Origin of the sequence: Asticcacaulis sp., from assembly GCF_051956075.1 — a bacterium.
Classification (GTDB): domain Bacteria; phylum Pseudomonadota; class Alphaproteobacteria; order Caulobacterales; family Caulobacteraceae; genus Asticcacaulis.
The window spans coordinates 168,579-186,201 of the sequence record NZ_JBQCGA010000053.1; the positions used below are offsets into that span (position 1 = coordinate 168,579).

A 17,623-nucleotide genomic window follows, 5' to 3' on the forward strand; every position below is an offset into this window, starting at 1 on the left:
CCCTCACTGGCGGTCCATTGTTCTTTTGTGTCGCGCTTTCGGGCGGTGGTTTGTCGGGGGCGATCCGTTAGAAAGCGCGCCACGACCATCGACCCGCGCGAACCAGTTGGCAACAATGAAGTTTCGTCAATAAAATAACATTTTATAAAGAGCCAAATTTGCAACATTTTCATGTCCAAAAAGGCAGTGTAGTCGACAGGGCGGGCCTATCATAATATCCTGCAACATATTGAATAAAAGATATATTTGTGACCCTTTCAGGCTAAAGGCTTCAGACACATAATTTTATTAATGATGTCACTTTTCCTAATAATGGTCGAGGGTCGGATCTCCTCGCTCAACCATGGCGCTGCACGATAAAGATGACGCAGGTGCAGGCCGTCTATGCCGTCGTTCTGTCCACACACAATGTCTAGGCCGATTAGAGGTGTCGTGGTTTGCGTCAGATAGAAATGTCACTGGCGCCTGCTGTGGAGTAGGGCGGCGGGCGGGCGCGAAGGTCTCACATCGCGCAGAGCTTAAGCGTCGATCACAGGCAGTTCGTAAGGGCACGGTCCGCACCAGGTCGCCCAGTAGTTCAAGAGGACGTCATTGCCCGCCATCTGAGCCGGCGAAAACGTCTTGTGATCGAAGGTGCGTACGGTGAATTTAAGCGCCCGCTGCCGGATTGGACGAGGGTTTCGGATAGGCGTTAGCATTGGACGCCAGCAACGCCGTTACTGTGCAACAGGTTGCGGCGATAAAGCCAGAACGAGGTCGTAAATTCATTGTCTTGAGACGATCACCTTGGCGGAGGCGGTGTTGCCTTTGTCATCGGTGACGGAGAAGGGGATTGTGTGCTGGGTGTTGGGCTGAGGACTGAGCGTGACGCCGTCTTTGGGGTCAGTGAGGGTGAGGGGGGCTCTGGTTGATGAGACGCACTGTTTGAGGATGTTGTCCGGCGAGAGGGTGAAGCTGACCTTTGTGTCGGGTGAGAGCCCGTTCATCGGGATGACGAGATCCTTGCAGGTGACGGCGGGCTGATCCTGGGCGAGGGCGTGGGATGCGCAGGCAAGAGAGGCGAGCGCAAGAGCTGAGACGAGCAGGGGCGGGACGATGGCGCGCATGGGCGTAATCCTGTGAGGCGACGGAAGATGGCTGTTTCGATGGTGGAGCTACTGCCTGTGATAGACCATGGTGCCGGTCCCAGTTCCGCCGTGACCGTCGGAGACGGTGAGATTGTAGGAATAGGACTGGCCAGCGCTAAGCGTGAAGGTGGGCGCTGAGGTGGGACTTGTGACGGTTAGGACATCGCCGTCGGGATCGTTGCATGGCGCGGAGAGTGTGCCTGTGACACTAATCGACGGCACATAGGTTGGAACGCCGGTAATGTTGATGGTTTGCGTCACGCAGATTGGCGGATGGTTCGGTCCGCCACCGAGCACGCCGTTCAGCGCGGTCTGAGCCTGGGTTCGATTGTCGGCATTGTCATAGGAATAGCCGGTCTTGGCGCCCGAAGGGTAGGTCACGGTCTGAAGCCGTCCAAGATCGTCATAGGTGTAGCTGTTGGTCGTGGTCTGAGCCGCCGCAGCAAGTGGCGTGGCCGATAGTGCCGCGACGATGAACAGCGCATGAATGCAACGCATTCCGATCCCCCCTCTTTAATGACCGCCTGCCTATATCGCCTGAGTTGTGGCTTGACAGGAATTTTGCTCAGGATATGGTGCAATGTCGCATATGTAAATATGCAAATCATATGTAAATTAAAATTGGGGGGCTTCTCGGCATGTTCAGCCATAAATCCGTGCGCGCCAAATTGGCTGCGTTGGCGCTGGCTATTTCAGGCATCCTCGGCGCGGGTTCGGTTGCCGCGCAAACCCTGATTCAGCCGCCGGTGATCGCCAGAGTTGACTCGAATGGGGTCGACCTGACGACCGGCAAGTTTACGCTTCCGGGTCTTAATGTCGATATTGGCAGCGCCGGCAGCGGCCTATCGCGCATTGCCGGTCTCAATGGTTCCGACAATAATGTCGGCACGCTGAACCTGACAATCGTAGGCAGTTCCAGCCCCGTTTATTATTTTTATCTGGATGCCAGCCTGGGCGGAGTGACGAACCGTCACTACATTGGCTACGCCCTCAACAATACTGTAAATTTCGATTTTACCAATAATGGCCCCTACTACAATAACGGCACCCGCCTGGATTGTGATGGAGCTACACTGACCCCGTCACCTGGCGCTTTTTGCCACCTGACGCTGAGCGACGGCACGATCGCGACGTACGACCGTTCCTTGAACAGCGCCACACAATTCGGCACGATGACGACGGTGACCAAACCCGATGGCGAAGTTCTGACCTACACCTATTACATGGTCGGAAACCAGGTGAAGGCGATCAAATCGGTTAGCAGCACGCTGGGCTGGATGCTCAAATATGAGGTCGATGCCAACTATAAGGTCATCAAAATCACGGCTATCAATAGCGCGGCGGCTTATTGTGATCCTCAGGCGACGTCGTGTTCAGTTAGCGCGAGCTATCCGTACGCGACTCTGTCGACAAACGGGGCGACCACCACAATAGCTCGCAACGGCACGAACCTTGTCAGTTACACAATCAATGGCAATGTTGTTACGCTGACCTCTCCCAATGGCGTCACCAAGACCATAACTTACAACGGATCGGATACATCAGGTCAGGTTGTGTCGGTGTCGACTGGCGGCTCGACCTGGAACTACGCCTATGTGATCGGGTCGAACGGCAATCCGTCCCAGACCACAGTGACGGCGCCCAATGGGACCACGACAAAGTTGACAGTCGGCCCATTCGGCGTTGAATCGACAACTGATGAAGCCGGACGGGTCATGACCTATGTTTATGACACCAGTACATCAAGCCCTACGATCGGGAAGTTGCTCAAGGTGGTGGCGCCTGATGGGAATGCAACAACAGGCGGCTATACGGCCTACACTTACGATGGCCGCGGCAATGTCATCAATACATTAGTCGTCCCCAAGTATGGCGCGACCAATGGCGTCGCCAATGCGGGTGCGGCGCTCGTAACTCAGGCCCACTTTCCTTCTTGCGACTACAGCCCGACCGGCAATTACAAGTACTGCAACAAGCCGGACTACGTGATCGACCCAAATGGGGTTCGCACGGACTATGCCTATGATATTCGACACGGCGGCGTTCTGACTGAGACGAGACCGGTCGTGAATGGGGTGACCGCTCAGATCCGTTACAGCTACAGCCAGCTTACGCCGCAAGTGAAGAACAGCAGCGGCGGTCTTGTGGCTCAGGCTCCGGTCTGGCGGCTGACGGGGGTGTCGAGCTGCATGAGCTCGAACTGGACCGGTTCGTCCTGCGCCGTGGGTGCAGCTGATGAGCAGAAGACAACCATTGCCTACACGTCGACCAACCTGCTGCCCAACAGCTCTACGGTTCAACTGGGAGATGGATCGCTCGCGCAGACCACCACGACCAGCTATACCGACAACGGCGACGTAGCGACGGTCGATGGTCCCAAGCCAGGAGCGGTCGATACCGCCTATAAGTTTTACGACGGCCTCGGCCGGGTGATTGGCGCGATCGGCCCTGATCCAGATGGGACCGGACCGCGGAATCGCCCGGCGACACGCACCTACTATGACGCTGACGGCCACGCCGTTGAAGTCGATACGGGTACCGCATCCGGCACGGATATCAACGCCCTGAACGGCATGACTGTGCAGGAGCGCGACACCAACGTCTACAACAGTTATGGTCAGGCGACCGTCGCGCAACACTTTATTGGCAATGCGGGGACGCCCAAGGACGTCACCCAGCGCTCTTACGACAATATGTTACGCCTGAGCTGCGAGGCGATGCGTCTCAATCCGGTTGATTATGGCGCATTGCCGTCCTCAGCCTGTTCGCTCGGCACGACCAACGCCGACGGCTCGCACGACCGCATCACGCATTATAACTATGATCCGGTCACCGGCGCGCTTGTCAGCATGGTCAGCGGCTATGGCACGAGCGTGGCGCGGACGGATGTCCTCAAGGCCTATGACGCCTCCAGCGCGACTTCGACCGGGACATTGAGCTATGTCGAGGACGCCAAGGGCAACCGGACCAGCTATTTCTACGACGGCTTCAATCGGTTGATTAAAACCTGCTATCCGCTTGTCGGCGCCGGCCACGCCAGCTCGACCACGGACTGCGAACAGCAGAGCTATCGTACGACGACGGTGACGGGGGTCAGTCAGGCGACATCGCTGGTCAATACGGTCACCCTGCGCGACAATGCCAGCATCACCTTCGGCTATGATGCGCTCGGTCGCGTCTCGAACAAATCGGGCGCGGTGAGCGAAAGCTTCACCTATGACAACTTCGATCAGGTAAAGACCCACATCAACAATACGACGGGCGGGTCATCGGCGTCTGAGACCTACACCTATAATGCTCTGGGCTGGCTGATGAGCGACCAACAACCGATGGGCGCGGTGTCCTATCAATATGACGCCTACGGCAAGCGCACGCGCCTGACCTGGCCGGATGGTTTCTTCGTCACCTACGGCTTCGACGATGGCGACGAACTGACGGGCATCTATGAGAACGGCTCGGCGCAGATCGCCAGCTTCGGCTACGACAACTATGGCCGTCGCACAGGGCTTGGCCGCGGCAGCGGCTATGGGACGGGTTATGGCTATGATGGCGCCTTGCGTCTGCAGACGCTTACGCTTCCGGCGGTGAGCGGGGGCGATACAGTCAGCCTGGGCTATAATCAGGCCGACCAGATCACCTCGCGGACGAATTCTAACGGCGCTTACGCTGCGGCCAATCCGACGGCGGATAATACGACCAGCTATAGCATCGATGGCCTGAACCGCATCACGACCGCAGGCGCTTCGAGCCTGGGCTATGATGCGCGGGGCAATCTGGCTTCCGATGGCTCCGTTGGCTACGCCTACAACGCCAACAACTTGCTGACCTCGACCAGCAATCGTGTAAGCTTCGCCTACGACGCGGAGAACCGTCTGCAAAGCTATACCGTGGTCGGGGTGACGACGAAGTTCCTCTATGATGGAACCGACCTGATCGCGGAATACGACGCTTCGGGCAATCTCCTGCGCCGCTACGTGCATGGGCCGGGCACGGATGAACCGCTGGTGTGGTACGAGTACCAAAGCGCCCCGATCGGTAAGCGCTACCTGATGGCCGATGAGCGCGGCTCGATAGTCGGTGTCACCGACGCCTCAGGCCATATTCTGGCGGTCAACACCTATGACGCCTATGGCGTGCCGTCCTCAAGCAACAACGCCTATGCCGGTCGCTTCCGCTACACGGGCCAGATCTACCTGCCGGAACTGGGCATCTATGACTTCAAGGCCCGCATGTACGCCCCGACCCTCGGGCGCTTCATGCAGACCGACCCCATCGGCTATGGCGATGGCATGAACTGGTACGACTACGTCCACGGCGATCCGATCAATGGCTCGGATTCCAGCGGCTTGGATGGGAGCGGGGATGTCACTGCAACCGGCAACTGTATTGATACGGACGCTACCGGCGCGGTATGTACTCCAATCATCATTGTCACCGGGCACAGGCCAGACCATAACCCGTGCGGCGGCGATGTTCTCAACAGGATGGGCTGCTGGGCCGACAGTTATGACGACTGGACGAATCAACACCCCTGGCTGAGCGCGGGCGTCGATCTTGGCGTCACACTCCTGTGCCCGGAGTGTGGGGAGCTGAAATCACTCTATGATTTTGCGCGCCATCCGTCTCTGCTCACGGCGGCGGCGCTTATTCCGGGTGAGAAGATCTTTGCCAAGGGCGGCGGGCTGGTCTTCAAAGCGCTGAAAGACACAGGCTGTGGTTGCTTCGTTGAAGGCACGGAAGTCGAAACCCCGAAAGGGCTTGTCCCGATCGAAGACATCAAGGTCGGTGATCTGGTCCTGGCCTATGATGAGCATTCCGGCAAAACCGTCAGCGAGCCCGTCAGAGGCCTGATCCGCCCGGAGCCGAAGCCGACCTATTCGCTGGTGTTCAAGGGCGAGCATGGTGAAGCGGACAATTTCCGCGCCACGGCTGACCACCCCTGGTTCACGACCAACGGCCACTGGATCCACACCGAAGATCTGAAGGCGGGCGACCAGATCGCCACTGCAACAGGAGAGGCCTTCACCCTCGCGTCAATCAAGCTCTCCGGCAAAGTCGAGCAAACCTATAACCTCGAAGTGATGGACCTGCATACCTTCCTCGTAGGCAAAGACCACCTGGTCGTGCATAATAGCAAATGCATGCTTGCAATTGAATTGCATCATCTTTTACCCCGAAAATTCGCCAAACAATTTGCAAAAGTCGGGCTAGATATTGAAGATTACAAAGTACCACTCACCTTTGCGGAGCATAGGGCTGCAGGTTCGGGGCTCCACGCTGGCAAGGCTGCGTCAAGTTGGAATGGCGTTTGGGATAATTTTTTCGCACAAAATAGAAATTTCACTCAACAAGACGTTTTAGATCAACTGGCCAAAATGCGGGCAGATTTTGGAGTACCTGGAAAATGACACTTATAATCTCGGATTTTTGGCTTATCCGCCCCGAAAATAATCCTCCGCAAGCTGAATGGGACGATACAATGGATATAGAACAAATCCATTGTCCTGTTGACCCTGCTCACACGCGAGGGGGCAAAAGACTTTCCGATCTTCATGTAATACTTGAAGATGATTCCCCCGAAGATTTTATTCGAACGTGGTATTCGGAGTGGATAATTCAAGATCACGTCTTAAAAGAACTCCGGGAGGAAAATGTGACTGGCTTTGAAGTTCGACCAGTCGAAGCAAGATTTAAAAACAATAAAAATATACCCCCTAAGTTATGGGAGATTGTGGTAACGGGATGGGGTGGAATGGCTGACCCAGCGTCAGGCATTACGCTTGATAAAACCAGATCCTGCAACGCCTGTGGATTTCTTCGCTATACTGGCGCCACCCACCCAGAAAAGATCCTTGACACTAAGCAATGGGACGGCGGAGATTTCTTTATGGTCTGGCCATTGGTGACATGTATCTTCTTGTCACCTAAAGCAAAGCAGCTTCTTTCTGAGAAACTCTATACGGGTTGCAATCTGTCGAAAGCGAGCGAGATCACATTTTCGTCTCACGTTATTCCGGGATTCGGACCGGGACGTCTTTCTTATTGGATGCCCGACACTCGAGCGCATGAGCTAGGAGATGGGCTTGGAATTTATTGATTCTAGGTAAGCGATGGGGTGGACGCCCCCACTCGACGGCATCAAAGTGCCAGAACGGTCATTGGGGACTAAGCAAGAGAGGAAGCGTCCGTGGAAAAGTTTAACACCGTCGGCCTCGATTTGGCAAAGAATACGATCCAGGTTCATGTCGCGGATTGCAACGGCGCGGCACTGGTTCGCCGCAATACCAGATTGCTTGCTCTTTGACTCGTTCGTGATTTTGCATTGGTGGCGAACGCTGATTCCCTTCTGTGGGAGGGAGATGGCAAATGGTTCTCAAACAGAGCAGGAGCCGGCAATTAGAGCGTTTTCCGTTCATGTTGGATCATACCCGCAGCTGGTGAAGTAGTTCCTGCACTCTGCTGGTGTGATGTGGCCGATGAGATTGCCGATGGCAGCCCATAGACCGTCGACGGTGCGTTCGGCGGACTTCCGGAGAAGGGCCTTCAGTTTGGAGAAGGCCTTTTCGATTGGATTGAAGTCTGGGCTGTAGGGCGGCAGGAACGCCAACTTGGCGCCGGCATTTTCTATCAGCTCTCTGGCGGCGGCGCGCTTGTGACTGGACAAGTTGTCCATGATCACAATGTCGCCCGGCTTGAGGGTTGGTGCGAAGATCTGCTCGACGTAGGCCTCAAACCAACCGCCGTTGATCGGGCCGTCCAAGACCATCGGCGCCACCATGCCGCCCAGACGCAGTCCAGCGATAAAGGTCGTCGTCTTGCGGTGCCCGTGTGGAAAACCCATGCGCAAGCGCTGCCCCTTTTTGCATCGCCCGTGCGAACGCGTCATGTTTGTCGCCGTCCATGTTTCGTCGATAAAGACCAGCTTCTCAGGGTCCAAATCGAGTTGGCTTTCAAACCAGCAACGGCGGCGCTGCAATACATCCGGACGGTCCTGCTCTATGGCGTGGCCAGTCTTTTTTTACGCGTTTGGTCGTGACGAACCAAAAACCGATGCAGTGCCGATTGGCTAACGATCACCCCCATCACGGCAACAGCTTCACGCAAATCAGCAAGGGTTGCATCTCGATTTTCGGCCAGCCAGGCCAATATCGGCCCCGCGTGGGCTTCAATCCGGTGCGAGTGCCGGTCGCCGCCAAGCGGGCCTGGCCGCAAATGGCCCTGACGCTTCTGTAAATGACGCCACCGGCTGACGCTGGCCGCGCTGACACCGAAGCGATCGGCCGCTTCGCGATGCGTTGCGCCGGTCGCGACCGCCGCCAGAACCCGCTCTCGAAGATCTACGGAAAGGGCTTTCGACATATCCGCCGGCCTCCCTCCGGCAGATAGTTTGAATCAGAACCACGCTGATTTGAAAACCCCCGCCGATTCATTCAGATAGGAAAACGCTCTAGAACACGCTCGTAAGTGAAGTAGAGCCTCATTTCTCTGCTAAATTCTCGGAAACACCACCTTCACATCCTGCTGCCCATAGGCCATCAGGTACGGCCCACATTGTGCCAAAGCCGAAATCGCCTGGTTCTCTGACCTCAATAGCTTATCATCGATACGCGTCCCCGGTGCACGCAGGATCGTTGGCGGCTTTGCCAAATTCCCCAATGGCGAAAAACTCACCTGCAGTGTAACGCTCTGCGTCGACTTATCCGCCACACGCCGCCAACAGGGTTCAATCGCCTTCCAGAGGTCATTCATCGTCGCGTTATTGCTGTTATTGACCTCAACGTGGGAGGCCTTCTGTGTCTTGGCGGCTTCACTCGGCTCGGAGGGCGAAGACGGCTGGAATGGGTCGGCGCCGAACACCTGGGCTAGCGACTTCGGCTGCGGTTTAGAGAGACCATAATCGCTCGGCCTGGCGTCGCGCGGTGTCGCCTGATCCGCCATTTGTTGAAACGCCTGCAGGGCGTCCTGCTGTGGGGTCGGCTGCTGCGCTTGAACCTGACTCGGCGCGGCGTCGGAAGGGTGGTGCACACCCACCAGATCGAGCTGGAAGCCCTCCACGTCCGCTTGCCCTTCGCCTTTTGTGTCCCTTTCCGCCGTCTTGCTTGAAGAGATGGCAAAGGCCGTGAAGAGAAGAAGGTGCAGCAGAACCGAGGCGCTCACGGCGAGCGTCCGTCTGAGATTATGTTTCGGCTTTTTTTGCACATCCCCCATAGGGGCAATCTACAACGCTTGATTGCTGATTGTGAAGCCATCTGTTACGCTCATGACGATAAATCTGCGTGTTCTTGGAGCGCAGTTGGGAAGAGGCGATGCGGGGGCGGTCACAAGCGGATGCGGGTTTTATGATGGTCGACGCCATGATCGGCGTCGCCATCATCGCTTTGTCGCTAACCCTGTGCTTAAGCGCGCTGAGGATTGCCCGTCATTCGCGCGAAGCCGCGCGCCGCACTGATGCCGCCCGTCTTGCTCTAGTCCACGCCCTGGCTACGGCGCCATCGCGTCCGGGAAGCTATCAAGGACGGGACGGAGACCTCGCCACTGACGTCACCGTGACAAGTCTGCAGTTGGACCGCGTCGAGCTTTGCCAACTCGATGCAACTGTGACCCAAGGCGCTCCGCACAAGATATGGCGCATGACGGCAACGCGTTGGTGCGAGCCGTCGACCTCATGACCTTCGATGCTCAATCCCCGGATGCCGGATTCACCCTGACAGAAATGCTGGTCGCCTTGCTCATCATCAGCCTGTCGATGGCTGGCCTGCTCGCAGCCGTGAAGCTCGTTTCGCGCTACGACCAAAGGCTGGTCGCGGCGCGCAATGAGGCCAGAGGCGTCAAGACCTTCGCCGCGAATCTGGAAACCCAGCTCCTGACGCGACAACCGATCGAAGACGACCGCATCGATGGCGATGTCAAGACGATAGGCTATCCGTGCGACCCCAGCGTTCAGAGAGGCGTGCACGATTGCCATCTCAGTGTCCCTCAAGGCGATCTCAGCTATGTCAGCCAGGGCGAGAGCCTTAAGGCCTGGCCGATTCAGAACCTCAAACCCGGCGAAACCCGTCGTCTTGAGGCCGTTATATGGCGCAGTGCAGCGGGGAAAACTTTGGCGATTGTTAAATTACCAGTTGAACAGGGAGCCGATTGCCAGTTTGATATGATTTCCCGAACCTGCCGAGCCTTGAGCGAAGATCAAAAGAGCGCGGCGGGCGGGTAGGGGGACCAGGGCGCGGGGCCATGAACGATCTCAACATCCCACAAAGGACAGGCTTCAAGCCGTTCACGCGCGTCGTCACAGCGCCGCCGGCCTGGCCGTGGGATCAGACACGCGCTGCAAGGCTGGAGGCGCAGCACACATCCCCTTTATCTGGCGACGATGTCACGGTGATCGTGCGTCGTCTCAGCGGCTGGGCGTGGAATGAACCTGGCAGGTTCGTCGCGATCTACCTGCGCGGCGTCGATCTGCGCGAGGGCCTCAAATTCCAGGTCGAGGCTCAAGGGCAGACTCTGACCATCGACATGCCCTCGCGCGCGAGCAAAATTGCGCAGAGTCGCGACCGGGCCCAGATCCTGGCGTTTGGCGGCGTGATTCTGGTCGGCCTGATTGCGATGGCGAGCCTGGCCCTGCATCGCCGCGCCGCAGAGGCCGATCAGCTCACGCAACTGGAGGCGCGCCTGGAGCAGCAGGCGCATCAGGCGGAACGGTCGCGCCGCGCCCATGCCGATGCGCTGGCGCTGGAGGATCTTGGCGTGCGCAATCGGACGATCGATCAGGCGATGGATGATCTCAAAACCTTGAGCCTGAAACGTGATCCCAACGCCCGGATCGACGCCTTCTACTGGAACCATGGTTATTGGGCGGTGGAGGCGCGGGGAACATCCTCACCCGTCAATGACGCCACTGTGCCCTTGCGCAGGGCGACGAAGCCTGTGCGCAAGGGCGTGTGGCTCTGGGTGTCGGCCAGTGAAGATGGAGCCGGTTCATGATCGATGACTACTTGTCGTCACGAAGACGGCCCCAAACCCGGTCGATGGAGATTCCCCTACTGGCCTGGGGCGTCGCTGGCCTGCTGGCTCTGGTCGGGCTCGGCGTCCTGTTTCTATCACGACCGACGGACGCCAAGGCGCGCCTCGTGGCCCTGGAGGCGCAAAGTAAGAGCATCCGCTCGGCTACCGACGCGCGGGGCGATCTGACGTCGTTTCCGGCGGGCTCCGTGTGCGCCGGACAGGTCGATGACGCTTTGCGCAACCAACTCACCAACGCTTTGATGAACAGCGGCCTGAAGGTCGAGGCGCTCGATATCGCCGACGCCGGTCAGGCGGGTGATCGCTTCCCTTTACGCGCGTACAAACTGACCCTCAAAGGCAGCGGAAGCTATGAAGAGGCGATGCGCGGCCTGCAGGCGCTGAAGCGTTACCAACCCAGATTGTTCCTCGATACCCTGTCCTTGCGCAATGAGACCAGTTCAGTGGACCTTGATGTAGAGGGGCGTCTGTTCTGTCGATGGAAAAGCTGAAGCCCTATCTGATGGTGAGCGCGTGCGGCGTCATCGCCGTCCTTGTTTTGTCCTTATTGTTCGATCCGACGCGCGCGGACGTCAGCCGAATGGATGCGCTTGCGGCGCTCAAGCCGAAGTCTGAGGCGCCATCTTCGTTGAATCCGGTCAACGATGACGTCACGCTTTTGAGCAGCCGTCCGGTCTTCATCATGAGCACGGGCGTGGGGGCGTACAAGGATAAAACGTTTCAGATTTTCGGATTGTCGATCTCACCCGGCCGGAAGGCGGCGCTGGTTGCAATCGACGGAGGCCAGCCCGCCTGGATCAGCGTAGGGCAGGTGAGCGACGATGTGCAACTGACGGACGTCACCGCCACCTCGGCGCGCTTCGACACGCCTTTGGGCGAACGCATTGTCAGCATCAATGATGCGCCGACGCAGCAAGGCTCCGCCTCGTCGTCGGCGGCCGGGGGATAGGATTTGAGTTTGCGTCTTCGATCGAGTTTGGCGGCCTTGAGTGTTAGCCTGCTTTCTGCGCCTCTGGCGCTCGGCGCCGCTATTCCGGCGAGCGCCTATGCCGCAACCGGCCAGCAGACCTATATATTCGCATTCAAGGATGCGGACATCTCGCAGGTCGCCCAGGAAATCCTGGGCAACAGTCTCGGCGTCGCTTACCGCGTTGAGCCAGGCGTGACAGGGAAGATGACCTTCACCATTGAGCAACGCCTGACGCGCGCGCAGCTCCTGGCGGCCTTTGAAACGGCGCTGGCGCAGTACGATGTGGTCATGACGCATGATGGCGATACAGTCGTCTTGCAATCGCGTAAGACCGCGGCTGTGGGCGGACAGATCACGACCGGCGCGTCACGCCCCTCCGGCGTCGGCTATCAGGTCCGCGCGGTGCCGATCAATTACGGCTCCGCCAGCGAAATCGCTAAAGCCTTGGGCACAGTGTCCGATTCCAATCTGGTCCTGTTCTCATCCGACAAGCTGAACCTGATCATCCTTGGCGGACGCTCGGAAGAACTTGATAACGCCCTGACGACCATCGCCCTGTTCGACAAGAGCACGCTGGCGGATTCGAGGATCAGGTTTTTCAATCTGAGCAATGCGAGCGCAGAGGATGTGGCTGACGATCTCGGCAGCATCCTCAAGGCGTCGGGGACGTCGAGCGTCGCCATCGCGCCTATGAAGCGGCTCAATGGTATTTTCGCGTTTTCGCAGTCCAGCCAGGCCCTCGACCAGGTCGGCGAATTCATCCGCCGCCTGGATGTGCCGTCGCAGGATATGGCGACGAAGGTGTTCGTCTATCATCCTAAGGGTGCCTCGGCCGAAAGCCTCGCTGCGACACTCAGCGCGGTCGCGGGCATCAGCTCAGGCGCGAATGAGCCCTCAGCATCGCCGGTAGATTCGTCCTCAACGACGAACGGTCAAGCGGCGGGCTCCAGGCTGGCGGCGGCTTCTGCTCAGGGCTCTCAGCCCATGAGCGCCAATGGCCAGAATATCCGCGTTGTCGCCGACAAGGACACCAATTCGGTGATCATCGACGCGCCCGATGCGGTTCTCGTTCACCTGCAGCAGGTGTTGCAGGATATCGACCGCGAGCCGGCGCAGATCTTTATCGAAGCCTCGATTGTCGAGGTCACGCTTAATAAGGACCTCAATTACGGCATCGACTGGTCGAAGCTTGCCTCGCATGGCGACCTGACGGTGAGCAACTACTCGTCCAATTCCACGTCGTTCTCCCCGATCGCGCCCGGGTTTTCGGCGACCTATGTCGGCAGCGATATCTCCGCAGCGCTAACCGCCTTAAGTTCTCAGTCCAAGGTCAAGATTGTCTCGGCGCCCAAGATCACCACGATTGAGAACTCCCCGGCGACCTTGCAGGTTGGCGACCAGGTGCCCGTGGTCGTACAGTCCGCCCAGTCGACCACGACCAGTACGGCGCCGCTGGTCAATTCTGTCGATTACCGAGACACAGGCGTGCTGCTCAAGGTGACGCCGCGCATCACCAATGGAAACCGCATCCTCCTCGACATCTCCCAGGAGGTTAGCTCTGTCGCTAAAACGGTAACGTCCGGCATCGACTCGCCGACCATCAATCAACGCAAGCTCGCCTCCAGCCTGATCGTGCCCGAGGGCGCCGTCGTCGCTCTTGGGGGGCTGATCAGTTCCAGCGACTCCACCAGCGACAACGGCGTGCCGGGCTTGAAGTCTATTCCGCTTATCGGTGGTCTGTTCAAAGGGCAGACGAATAGTGGCCAGCGGACCGAACTGATCATTCTTCTTAAAGCCCGAATCATGCGCGATCAGTCGGATTACACGGCCCTGACCAGTAATCTCAGCGCCGATTTACGGGATCTGATGCGCAGCGGCTTTATTGACGTGTCAGCGAACCATGCCACGCCATGAGGATCCGCAGGCGGGCTACGCCAGTCTCACAGCCATTATCCTGTGCGCGGCGCTTTCGATCCTGTGCACGGGGATGATCACGCTGGCGACATCGCAGGCGAGATCCGCTAAACGCGCCCTTTATCGCGCTCAGCAGCAGGAGGCGATGAATACGGCGCTGTTGCGCACGGGCGCGCATATCGCCATGATCTCTGGCGCGGCGACCGTTACGCGGGATGAGGCGATAGCGACGCCGCAAGGGACGATGACGGTTCATGTCCGCGCCGAGCAGGAGGCGCGTAAATGGCCATTGGGCCAGATCGAAAAGATTGATCCCAAGATTCTGGCCGACTACACCGCCTTGAGCCCGGAAGCGCTAGGGCAAACGCAAAACCAGGATTGTCGAAAGACCTTATTTTCCGAGGTCGGTCAGACGCCGCCGGATCATGCGTTTCCAAAGCCGGTCGGACTGATTGCGTCGGGCAGCCATGACGGTGAGGTCTGGCGCCTGCGCGCGGTCAGCGGCAATCGCGTCATTGAGGAAGATGTGCGCTTTTTAGGTGATCCATCGCATATTTACGCAATAGTGTCGCAAGACGAGAAAGCCCTGGGGGAGTCGCCGACATGCCGGTACCTGAAAACGCAGCCGTGATCGAAAGCGAGCTTCGGGACGATCCAGAAGGCGGTTACACCCTGACCGAAATGCTGGTCGTGATCGTCATCATCGCCCTGATTGCCGCGGTGCTGACGCCGTCGCTGCTTGGCCAGCTCGGTCGGGCCCGCGCGAAGACGGCCAGCCTGCAACTGGATACGACGGCGACCTCGCTTGAAATGTTCAAGGATGATGTCGGTCGGTTCCCGACGCAGCAGGAAGGTCTCAAAGCTCTTGTTACCGATCCCGGAATTGATGGCTGGCTTGGGCCTTACCTGAAATCGGACAAATCGATCAACGACCCTTGGGGGCGGCCTATCGTCTATACGATCTCAGATCAGGGCGCGAGCGTGACCATTCTGGGGGCGGATGGCAAGCCCGGCGGGCAGGGGGCCGACAAGGATATTACCGAGACGGTGAAGTAGGGCGTGCCTGACAGCGCCGTTGTCATCGAATTTTCGGCCGCTGCGCTCGTTGGCGCGAGCATCGGCGCATTCGCTGCGACCGCAGCGGTACGCCTGGCCGATGGGCGCAATCCCTGGCATGGGCGGTCGTGTTGCGACGGCTGCGGGAGGCAGCTTTCCGTCTACGAGACTGTTCCGATTATTAGCTATGTGACGTCTCGGGGAAGGTGCCGGACCTGTCACGCTAAGATCGATCCATTGCATCCGGTATCCGAAAGCACTGGTCTCGTCCTCTTGCCTTTGTGCCTGTGGTTGCGGCCTGGGTTGGAAGGGGTGCTTCTGGGCGCGCTCGCCATGTTGCTTCTGACGACTGCGATCGTGGACATGCGCACCTATCGGTTGCTGGATGTTTTCACGATACCGATTGCGGCTGTCAGCGCACTACTTGCCTTCAGGCAAAACGAACTTGGGTTAGGGCTTCTGGCATCCGCTCTGAGCGTCCTGATTTTGTCTCTGCTAAAGCTTATACTTGAGCGGAGGCGTCAAAAGTCCATGCTGGGTTGGGGAGATGTGAAGCTTGTCGCTGCATTGGCGCTGGGCCTGCACAACGGGACGCCGGTGATGATGTGTGTCGCCGCTTGCTTAGGACTGGCTGTGGTTCCAATCCGGTCGAAACAAAAGGCTGGCGCCATACCGTTTGGGCCCATGCTTTCGGCGGCGACGATGTTGACCTACCTTGTGTTCAAAGACCATTTTTGATCGTGCAAAGCCGTTTCGGGAAAGCGCATGTGACGCCTTTTATAATGCTGGCTCCGGCTGGCTTTGAACGTCTATTGATTGCGCATTGAGATTAAGCGATGACTATAGGGGGAGGGGCGCGATGTCCGATTTCGATCTTGTTCGCGAAGATGTTCTCGACCGCATGCTCACGGAGAGCTTGATCACGCCCGAAGCCGTCGGCCGGGCGCGGGTCGTGTCCGATCGCACCGGCCAGCCGCTTGAGCAGGTGCTCAATCAACTGGGCCTGCTGCCAGATGACGATCTGGCCACCGCCTACGCGGCGGTAACCGGCTTGCCCGTCTGGGATTTGGGTCTTGAGCCGCCGATAGTCGATTTGGCGGACGTCGGCGTGGGGCAGGAATTTCTGCGCAAGGTGAGGGCCTTACCCATCCGCCTGGACGGTGAAACCCTGGTGTGCGCCGTTTGCGATCCATTCGATGATGAAATGCGCGCCGGCCTGGGCTTCGCCACCGGGCGCGACGTGCGGTTCCTTGTTGCGCGGCTGGGCGACTGGCGGCGCGCCTTCGATGCGGACGCTTATGAGATTCAAAGCGATAGCTTCCTCGATGAACGCCGCGTCGAACGCGACATGGCTTTCGTTGAAGATCACGGTGTTGAAGGCAAGGCGGTTGAATTGGTGACTCAGGCCTTTGCCGCCGCCGTAGAGCGCAACGCCTCGGATATCCATTTCGAGCCCAGACGGAATGATCTCTTGATCCGTTTGCGCGTCGATGGCCGCATGATCGATTACATGACCGTCTCGTCCGATCTGGCAGGCCCTTGCGTCTCACGCATCAAGGTGTTGTCCAATCTTAATGTTGGAGAGCGAAGGCTGCCTCAGGACGGGCGCGCCTCGTTCATCAATGCCGGGCGCTCGATTGATGTTCGCGTCGCCACTTCGCCCAATGTGTTCGGCGAGAGCGCGGTGCTGCGACTTCTCGACCGGGCCAGCGCCCCTCAGGATATCGCCTCACTGCATTTACCGCCTCATATCGTCGCGCTTCTCGACAAGGCCGTGAGCGCGCCGCACGGTCTTTTCCTCGTTACCGGCCCGACGGGGTCGGGTAAGACGACCACGCTTTACGCCTTGCTGGCGGCCTTCAAGGGCTCGGGTAAAAAGATATTGAGCGTCGAGGATCCGGTCGAACGGCATTTTGAGCACGTCTCGCAGACCCAGGTGCAAAGCGGCATCGGCCTGACCTTCGCCACATGCCTACGCTCCTTTCTGCGCCAGGATCCGGATGTTATCCTTGTCGGAGAAATCCGAGACGCCGAGACGGCGGCGGTCGCCGTGCAGGCGGCCATGACAGGGCACCTTGTGCTGGCGTCCGTCCATGCCAATACCGCTCTTGCGGTTGCGCCGCGACTTCATGATATGGGCATTGAAACTTACCAACTGGCGGCTTCGATGAAAGGCGTGGTGGCGCAGCGCCTGGTGCGCAGGCTCTGCTCGGCCTGTCGCCAACCTTGCGAGGCCAGCGAGGGCTTGATGGGTCTGGCGCGCCGTCTCGGTCAGCCCGCTCCTGCGCGCGCTTTCGAGCCAATAGGCTGCCCCAAATGTCGTGGCTCGGGCTATTTAGGACGCATCGCCTTGGCCGAAGGCTATTGGAGCGATGACCGCTTTTTGGGACTGGTCAGCGCCGGCGCGCATCTTGAGACCCTTAAAACTTGGTGGCGCGAAACCGAGCAGATTTCCATGGCGGCGGAAGGACTCCGGCAGATCGAACTTGGCGAGACCACGCTTGAAGAAATCCTCATGATCATGGATGCGTGAGCC

At 58.4% G+C, this 17,623-nt stretch carries 16 protein-coding genes and 1 pseudogene; 12 read left to right on the forward strand and 5 right to left on the reverse strand.

The features are described 5' to 3' along the window. Positions 1-518: 518 nt before the first annotated feature. The 3 genes from ACTHLA_RS13735 to ACTHLA_RS13745 all read right to left on the reverse strand — a co-directional run bounded on the left by ACTHLA_RS13735 (position 519) and on the right by ACTHLA_RS13745 (position 1,625). On the reverse strand, positions 519-698 hold the full coding sequence (locus ACTHLA_RS13735) for a TlpA family protein disulfide reductase (RefSeq protein WP_440190329.1): 180 nt from the start codon (positions 696-698) through the stop codon (positions 519-521). Positions 699-764: 66 nt separating this feature from the next. Next, a complete protein-coding gene (locus tag ACTHLA_RS13740; RefSeq protein ID WP_440190332.1) occupies positions 765-1,106 on the reverse strand; it encodes a hypothetical protein in 342 nt (113 codons plus the stop codon). Between the two features lie 48 nt (positions 1,107-1,154). Further along, a complete protein-coding gene (locus ACTHLA_RS13745) occupies positions 1,155-1,625 on the reverse strand; it encodes an Ig-like domain-containing protein (protein ID WP_440190335.1) in 471 nt (156 codons plus the stop codon). 140 nt (positions 1,626-1,765) lie between these two features. Between ACTHLA_RS13745 and ACTHLA_RS13750 the strand changes: the two genes are divergently transcribed. Together ACTHLA_RS13750 and ACTHLA_RS13755 are read left to right on the forward strand one after the other, a co-directional pair. Next, the gene (locus ACTHLA_RS13750) at positions 1,766-6,535 is read left to right on the forward strand and encodes a polymorphic toxin-type HINT domain-containing protein (RefSeq protein WP_440190338.1); all 4,770 of its coding nucleotides are present in this window, start codon (positions 1,766-1,768) and stop codon (positions 6,533-6,535) included. Continuing rightward, on the forward strand, positions 6,532-7,224 hold the full coding sequence (locus ACTHLA_RS13755; protein WP_440190341.1) for a hypothetical protein: 693 nt from the start codon (positions 6,532-6,534) through the stop codon (positions 7,222-7,224). Before ACTHLA_RS13750 ends, ACTHLA_RS13755 begins: the two co-directional genes overlap by 4 nt. A 315-nt stretch (positions 7,225-7,539) precedes the next feature. Here the strand turns inward: ACTHLA_RS13755 and ACTHLA_RS13760 are convergent. Together ACTHLA_RS13760 and ACTHLA_RS13765 are read right to left on the reverse strand one after the other, a co-directional pair. After that, positions 7,540-8,486 (reverse strand): IS630 family transposase gene (locus tag ACTHLA_RS13760; protein ID WP_440190344.1). Its coding sequence is split into 2 segments (ribosomal slippage): positions 7,540-8,147 and positions 8,147-8,486, totalling 948 coding nucleotides; the frame shifts between segments, so codons are not numbered across the junction. Positions 8,487-8,615: 129 nt separating this feature from the next. Then, positions 8,616-9,284 (reverse strand): hypothetical protein, encoded by a 669-nt coding sequence (locus ACTHLA_RS13765; protein ID WP_440190347.1) that lies wholly within the window; start codon positions 9,282-9,284, stop codon positions 8,616-8,618. A gap of 466 nt (positions 9,285-9,750) precedes the next feature. On the opposite strand from ACTHLA_RS13765, the gene ACTHLA_RS13770 reads away from it, so the two are divergent. From ACTHLA_RS13770 to ACTHLA_RS13815, 10 genes and pseudogenes are all read left to right on the forward strand, one after another. Further along, a complete protein-coding gene (locus tag ACTHLA_RS13770) occupies positions 9,751-10,338 on the forward strand; it encodes a type II secretion system protein (RefSeq protein WP_440190350.1) in 588 nt (195 codons plus the stop codon). A 20-nt stretch (positions 10,339-10,358) separates the two neighbouring features. Next, complete coding sequence (locus ACTHLA_RS13775; RefSeq protein WP_440190353.1) at positions 10,359-11,108, forward strand: hypothetical protein; 750 nt, start codon at positions 10,359-10,361, stop codon at positions 11,106-11,108. After that, positions 11,105-11,638: a GspMb/PilO family protein gene (locus ACTHLA_RS13780; RefSeq protein WP_440190356.1), complete on the forward strand. Its 534-nt coding sequence runs from the start codon at positions 11,105-11,107 to the stop codon at positions 11,636-11,638. The genes ACTHLA_RS13775 and ACTHLA_RS13780 overlap by 4 nt, the downstream gene beginning before the upstream one ends. After that, on the forward strand, positions 11,626-12,096 hold the full coding sequence (locus tag ACTHLA_RS13785) for a hypothetical protein (protein WP_440190359.1): 471 nt from the start codon (positions 11,626-11,628) through the stop codon (positions 12,094-12,096). Before ACTHLA_RS13780 ends, ACTHLA_RS13785 begins: the two co-directional genes overlap by 13 nt. Before the next feature lie 36 nt (positions 12,097-12,132). After that, positions 12,133-14,031 carry a type II secretion system secretin GspD gene (gene gspD / locus ACTHLA_RS13790; protein ID WP_440190362.1) on the forward strand — a complete coding sequence of 633 codons (1,899 nt, stop codon included), beginning with the start codon at positions 12,133-12,135 and terminating at the stop codon, positions 14,029-14,031. Then, positions 14,018-14,662, forward strand: a complete 645-nt coding sequence (locus tag ACTHLA_RS13795) for a hypothetical protein (RefSeq protein ID WP_440190365.1) — start codon at positions 14,018-14,020, stop codon at positions 14,660-14,662. The genes gspD and ACTHLA_RS13795 overlap by 14 nt, the downstream gene beginning before the upstream one ends. Next, on the forward strand, positions 14,635-15,087 hold the full coding sequence (gene gspG / locus ACTHLA_RS13800) for a type II secretion system major pseudopilin GspG (protein WP_440190368.1): 453 nt from the start codon (positions 14,635-14,637) through the stop codon (positions 15,085-15,087). Before ACTHLA_RS13795 ends, gspG begins: the two co-directional genes overlap by 28 nt. Positions 15,088-15,090: 3 nt before the next feature. After that, positions 15,091-15,366 (forward strand): annotated as a pseudogene (locus ACTHLA_RS13805) (prepilin peptidase); the annotation flags it as partial. A 54-nt stretch (positions 15,367-15,420) separates the two neighbouring features. Then, a complete protein-coding gene (locus ACTHLA_RS13810; protein ID WP_440190539.1) occupies positions 15,421-15,825 on the forward strand; it encodes a prepilin peptidase in 405 nt (134 codons plus the stop codon). Positions 15,826-15,946: 121 nt separating this feature from the next. After that, positions 15,947-17,620 carry a GspE/PulE family protein gene (locus ACTHLA_RS13815; protein ID WP_440190371.1) on the forward strand — a complete coding sequence of 558 codons (1,674 nt, stop codon included), beginning with the start codon at positions 15,947-15,949 and terminating at the stop codon, positions 17,618-17,620. Positions 17,621-17,623 lie beyond the last annotated feature (3 nt).

Coding starts and splice junctions, on each gene's coding strand:
- ACTHLA_RS13735 (WP_440190329.1), bottom strand. CDS start 698: ATGCTAACGCCTATCCGAAACCCTCGTCCAATCCGGCAGCGGGCGCTT.
- ACTHLA_RS13740 (WP_440190332.1), bottom strand. CDS start 1,106: ATGCGCGCCATCGTCCCGCCCCTGCTCGTCTCAGCTCTTGCGCTCGCC.
- ACTHLA_RS13745 (WP_440190335.1), bottom strand. CDS start 1,625: ATGCGTTGCATTCATGCGCTGTTCATCGTCGCGGCACTATCGGCCACG.
- ACTHLA_RS13750 (WP_440190338.1), top strand. CDS start 1,766: ATGTTCAGCCATAAATCCGTGCGCGCCAAATTGGCTGCGTTGGCGCTG.
- ACTHLA_RS13755 (WP_440190341.1), top strand. CDS start 6,532: ATGACACTTATAATCTCGGATTTTTGGCTTATCCGCCCCGAAAATAAT.
- ACTHLA_RS13770 (WP_440190350.1), top strand. CDS start 9,751: ATGGCGCATGACGGCAACGCGTTGGTGCGAGCCGTCGACCTCATGACC.
- ACTHLA_RS13775 (WP_440190353.1), top strand. CDS start 10,359: ATGAACGATCTCAACATCCCACAAAGGACAGGCTTCAAGCCGTTCACG.
- ACTHLA_RS13780 (WP_440190356.1), top strand. CDS start 11,105: ATGATCGATGACTACTTGTCGTCACGAAGACGGCCCCAAACCCGGTCG.
- ACTHLA_RS13785 (WP_440190359.1), top strand. CDS start 11,626: ATGGAAAAGCTGAAGCCCTATCTGATGGTGAGCGCGTGCGGCGTCATC.
- ACTHLA_RS13795 (WP_440190365.1), top strand. CDS start 14,018: ATGCCACGCCATGAGGATCCGCAGGCGGGCTACGCCAGTCTCACAGCC.
- gspG (WP_440190368.1), top strand. CDS start 14,635: ATGCCGGTACCTGAAAACGCAGCCGTGATCGAAAGCGAGCTTCGGGAC.
- ACTHLA_RS13810 (WP_440190539.1), top strand. CDS start 15,421: ATGTTGCTTCTGACGACTGCGATCGTGGACATGCGCACCTATCGGTTG.
- ACTHLA_RS13815 (WP_440190371.1), top strand. CDS start 15,947: ATGTCCGATTTCGATCTTGTTCGCGAAGATGTTCTCGACCGCATGCTC.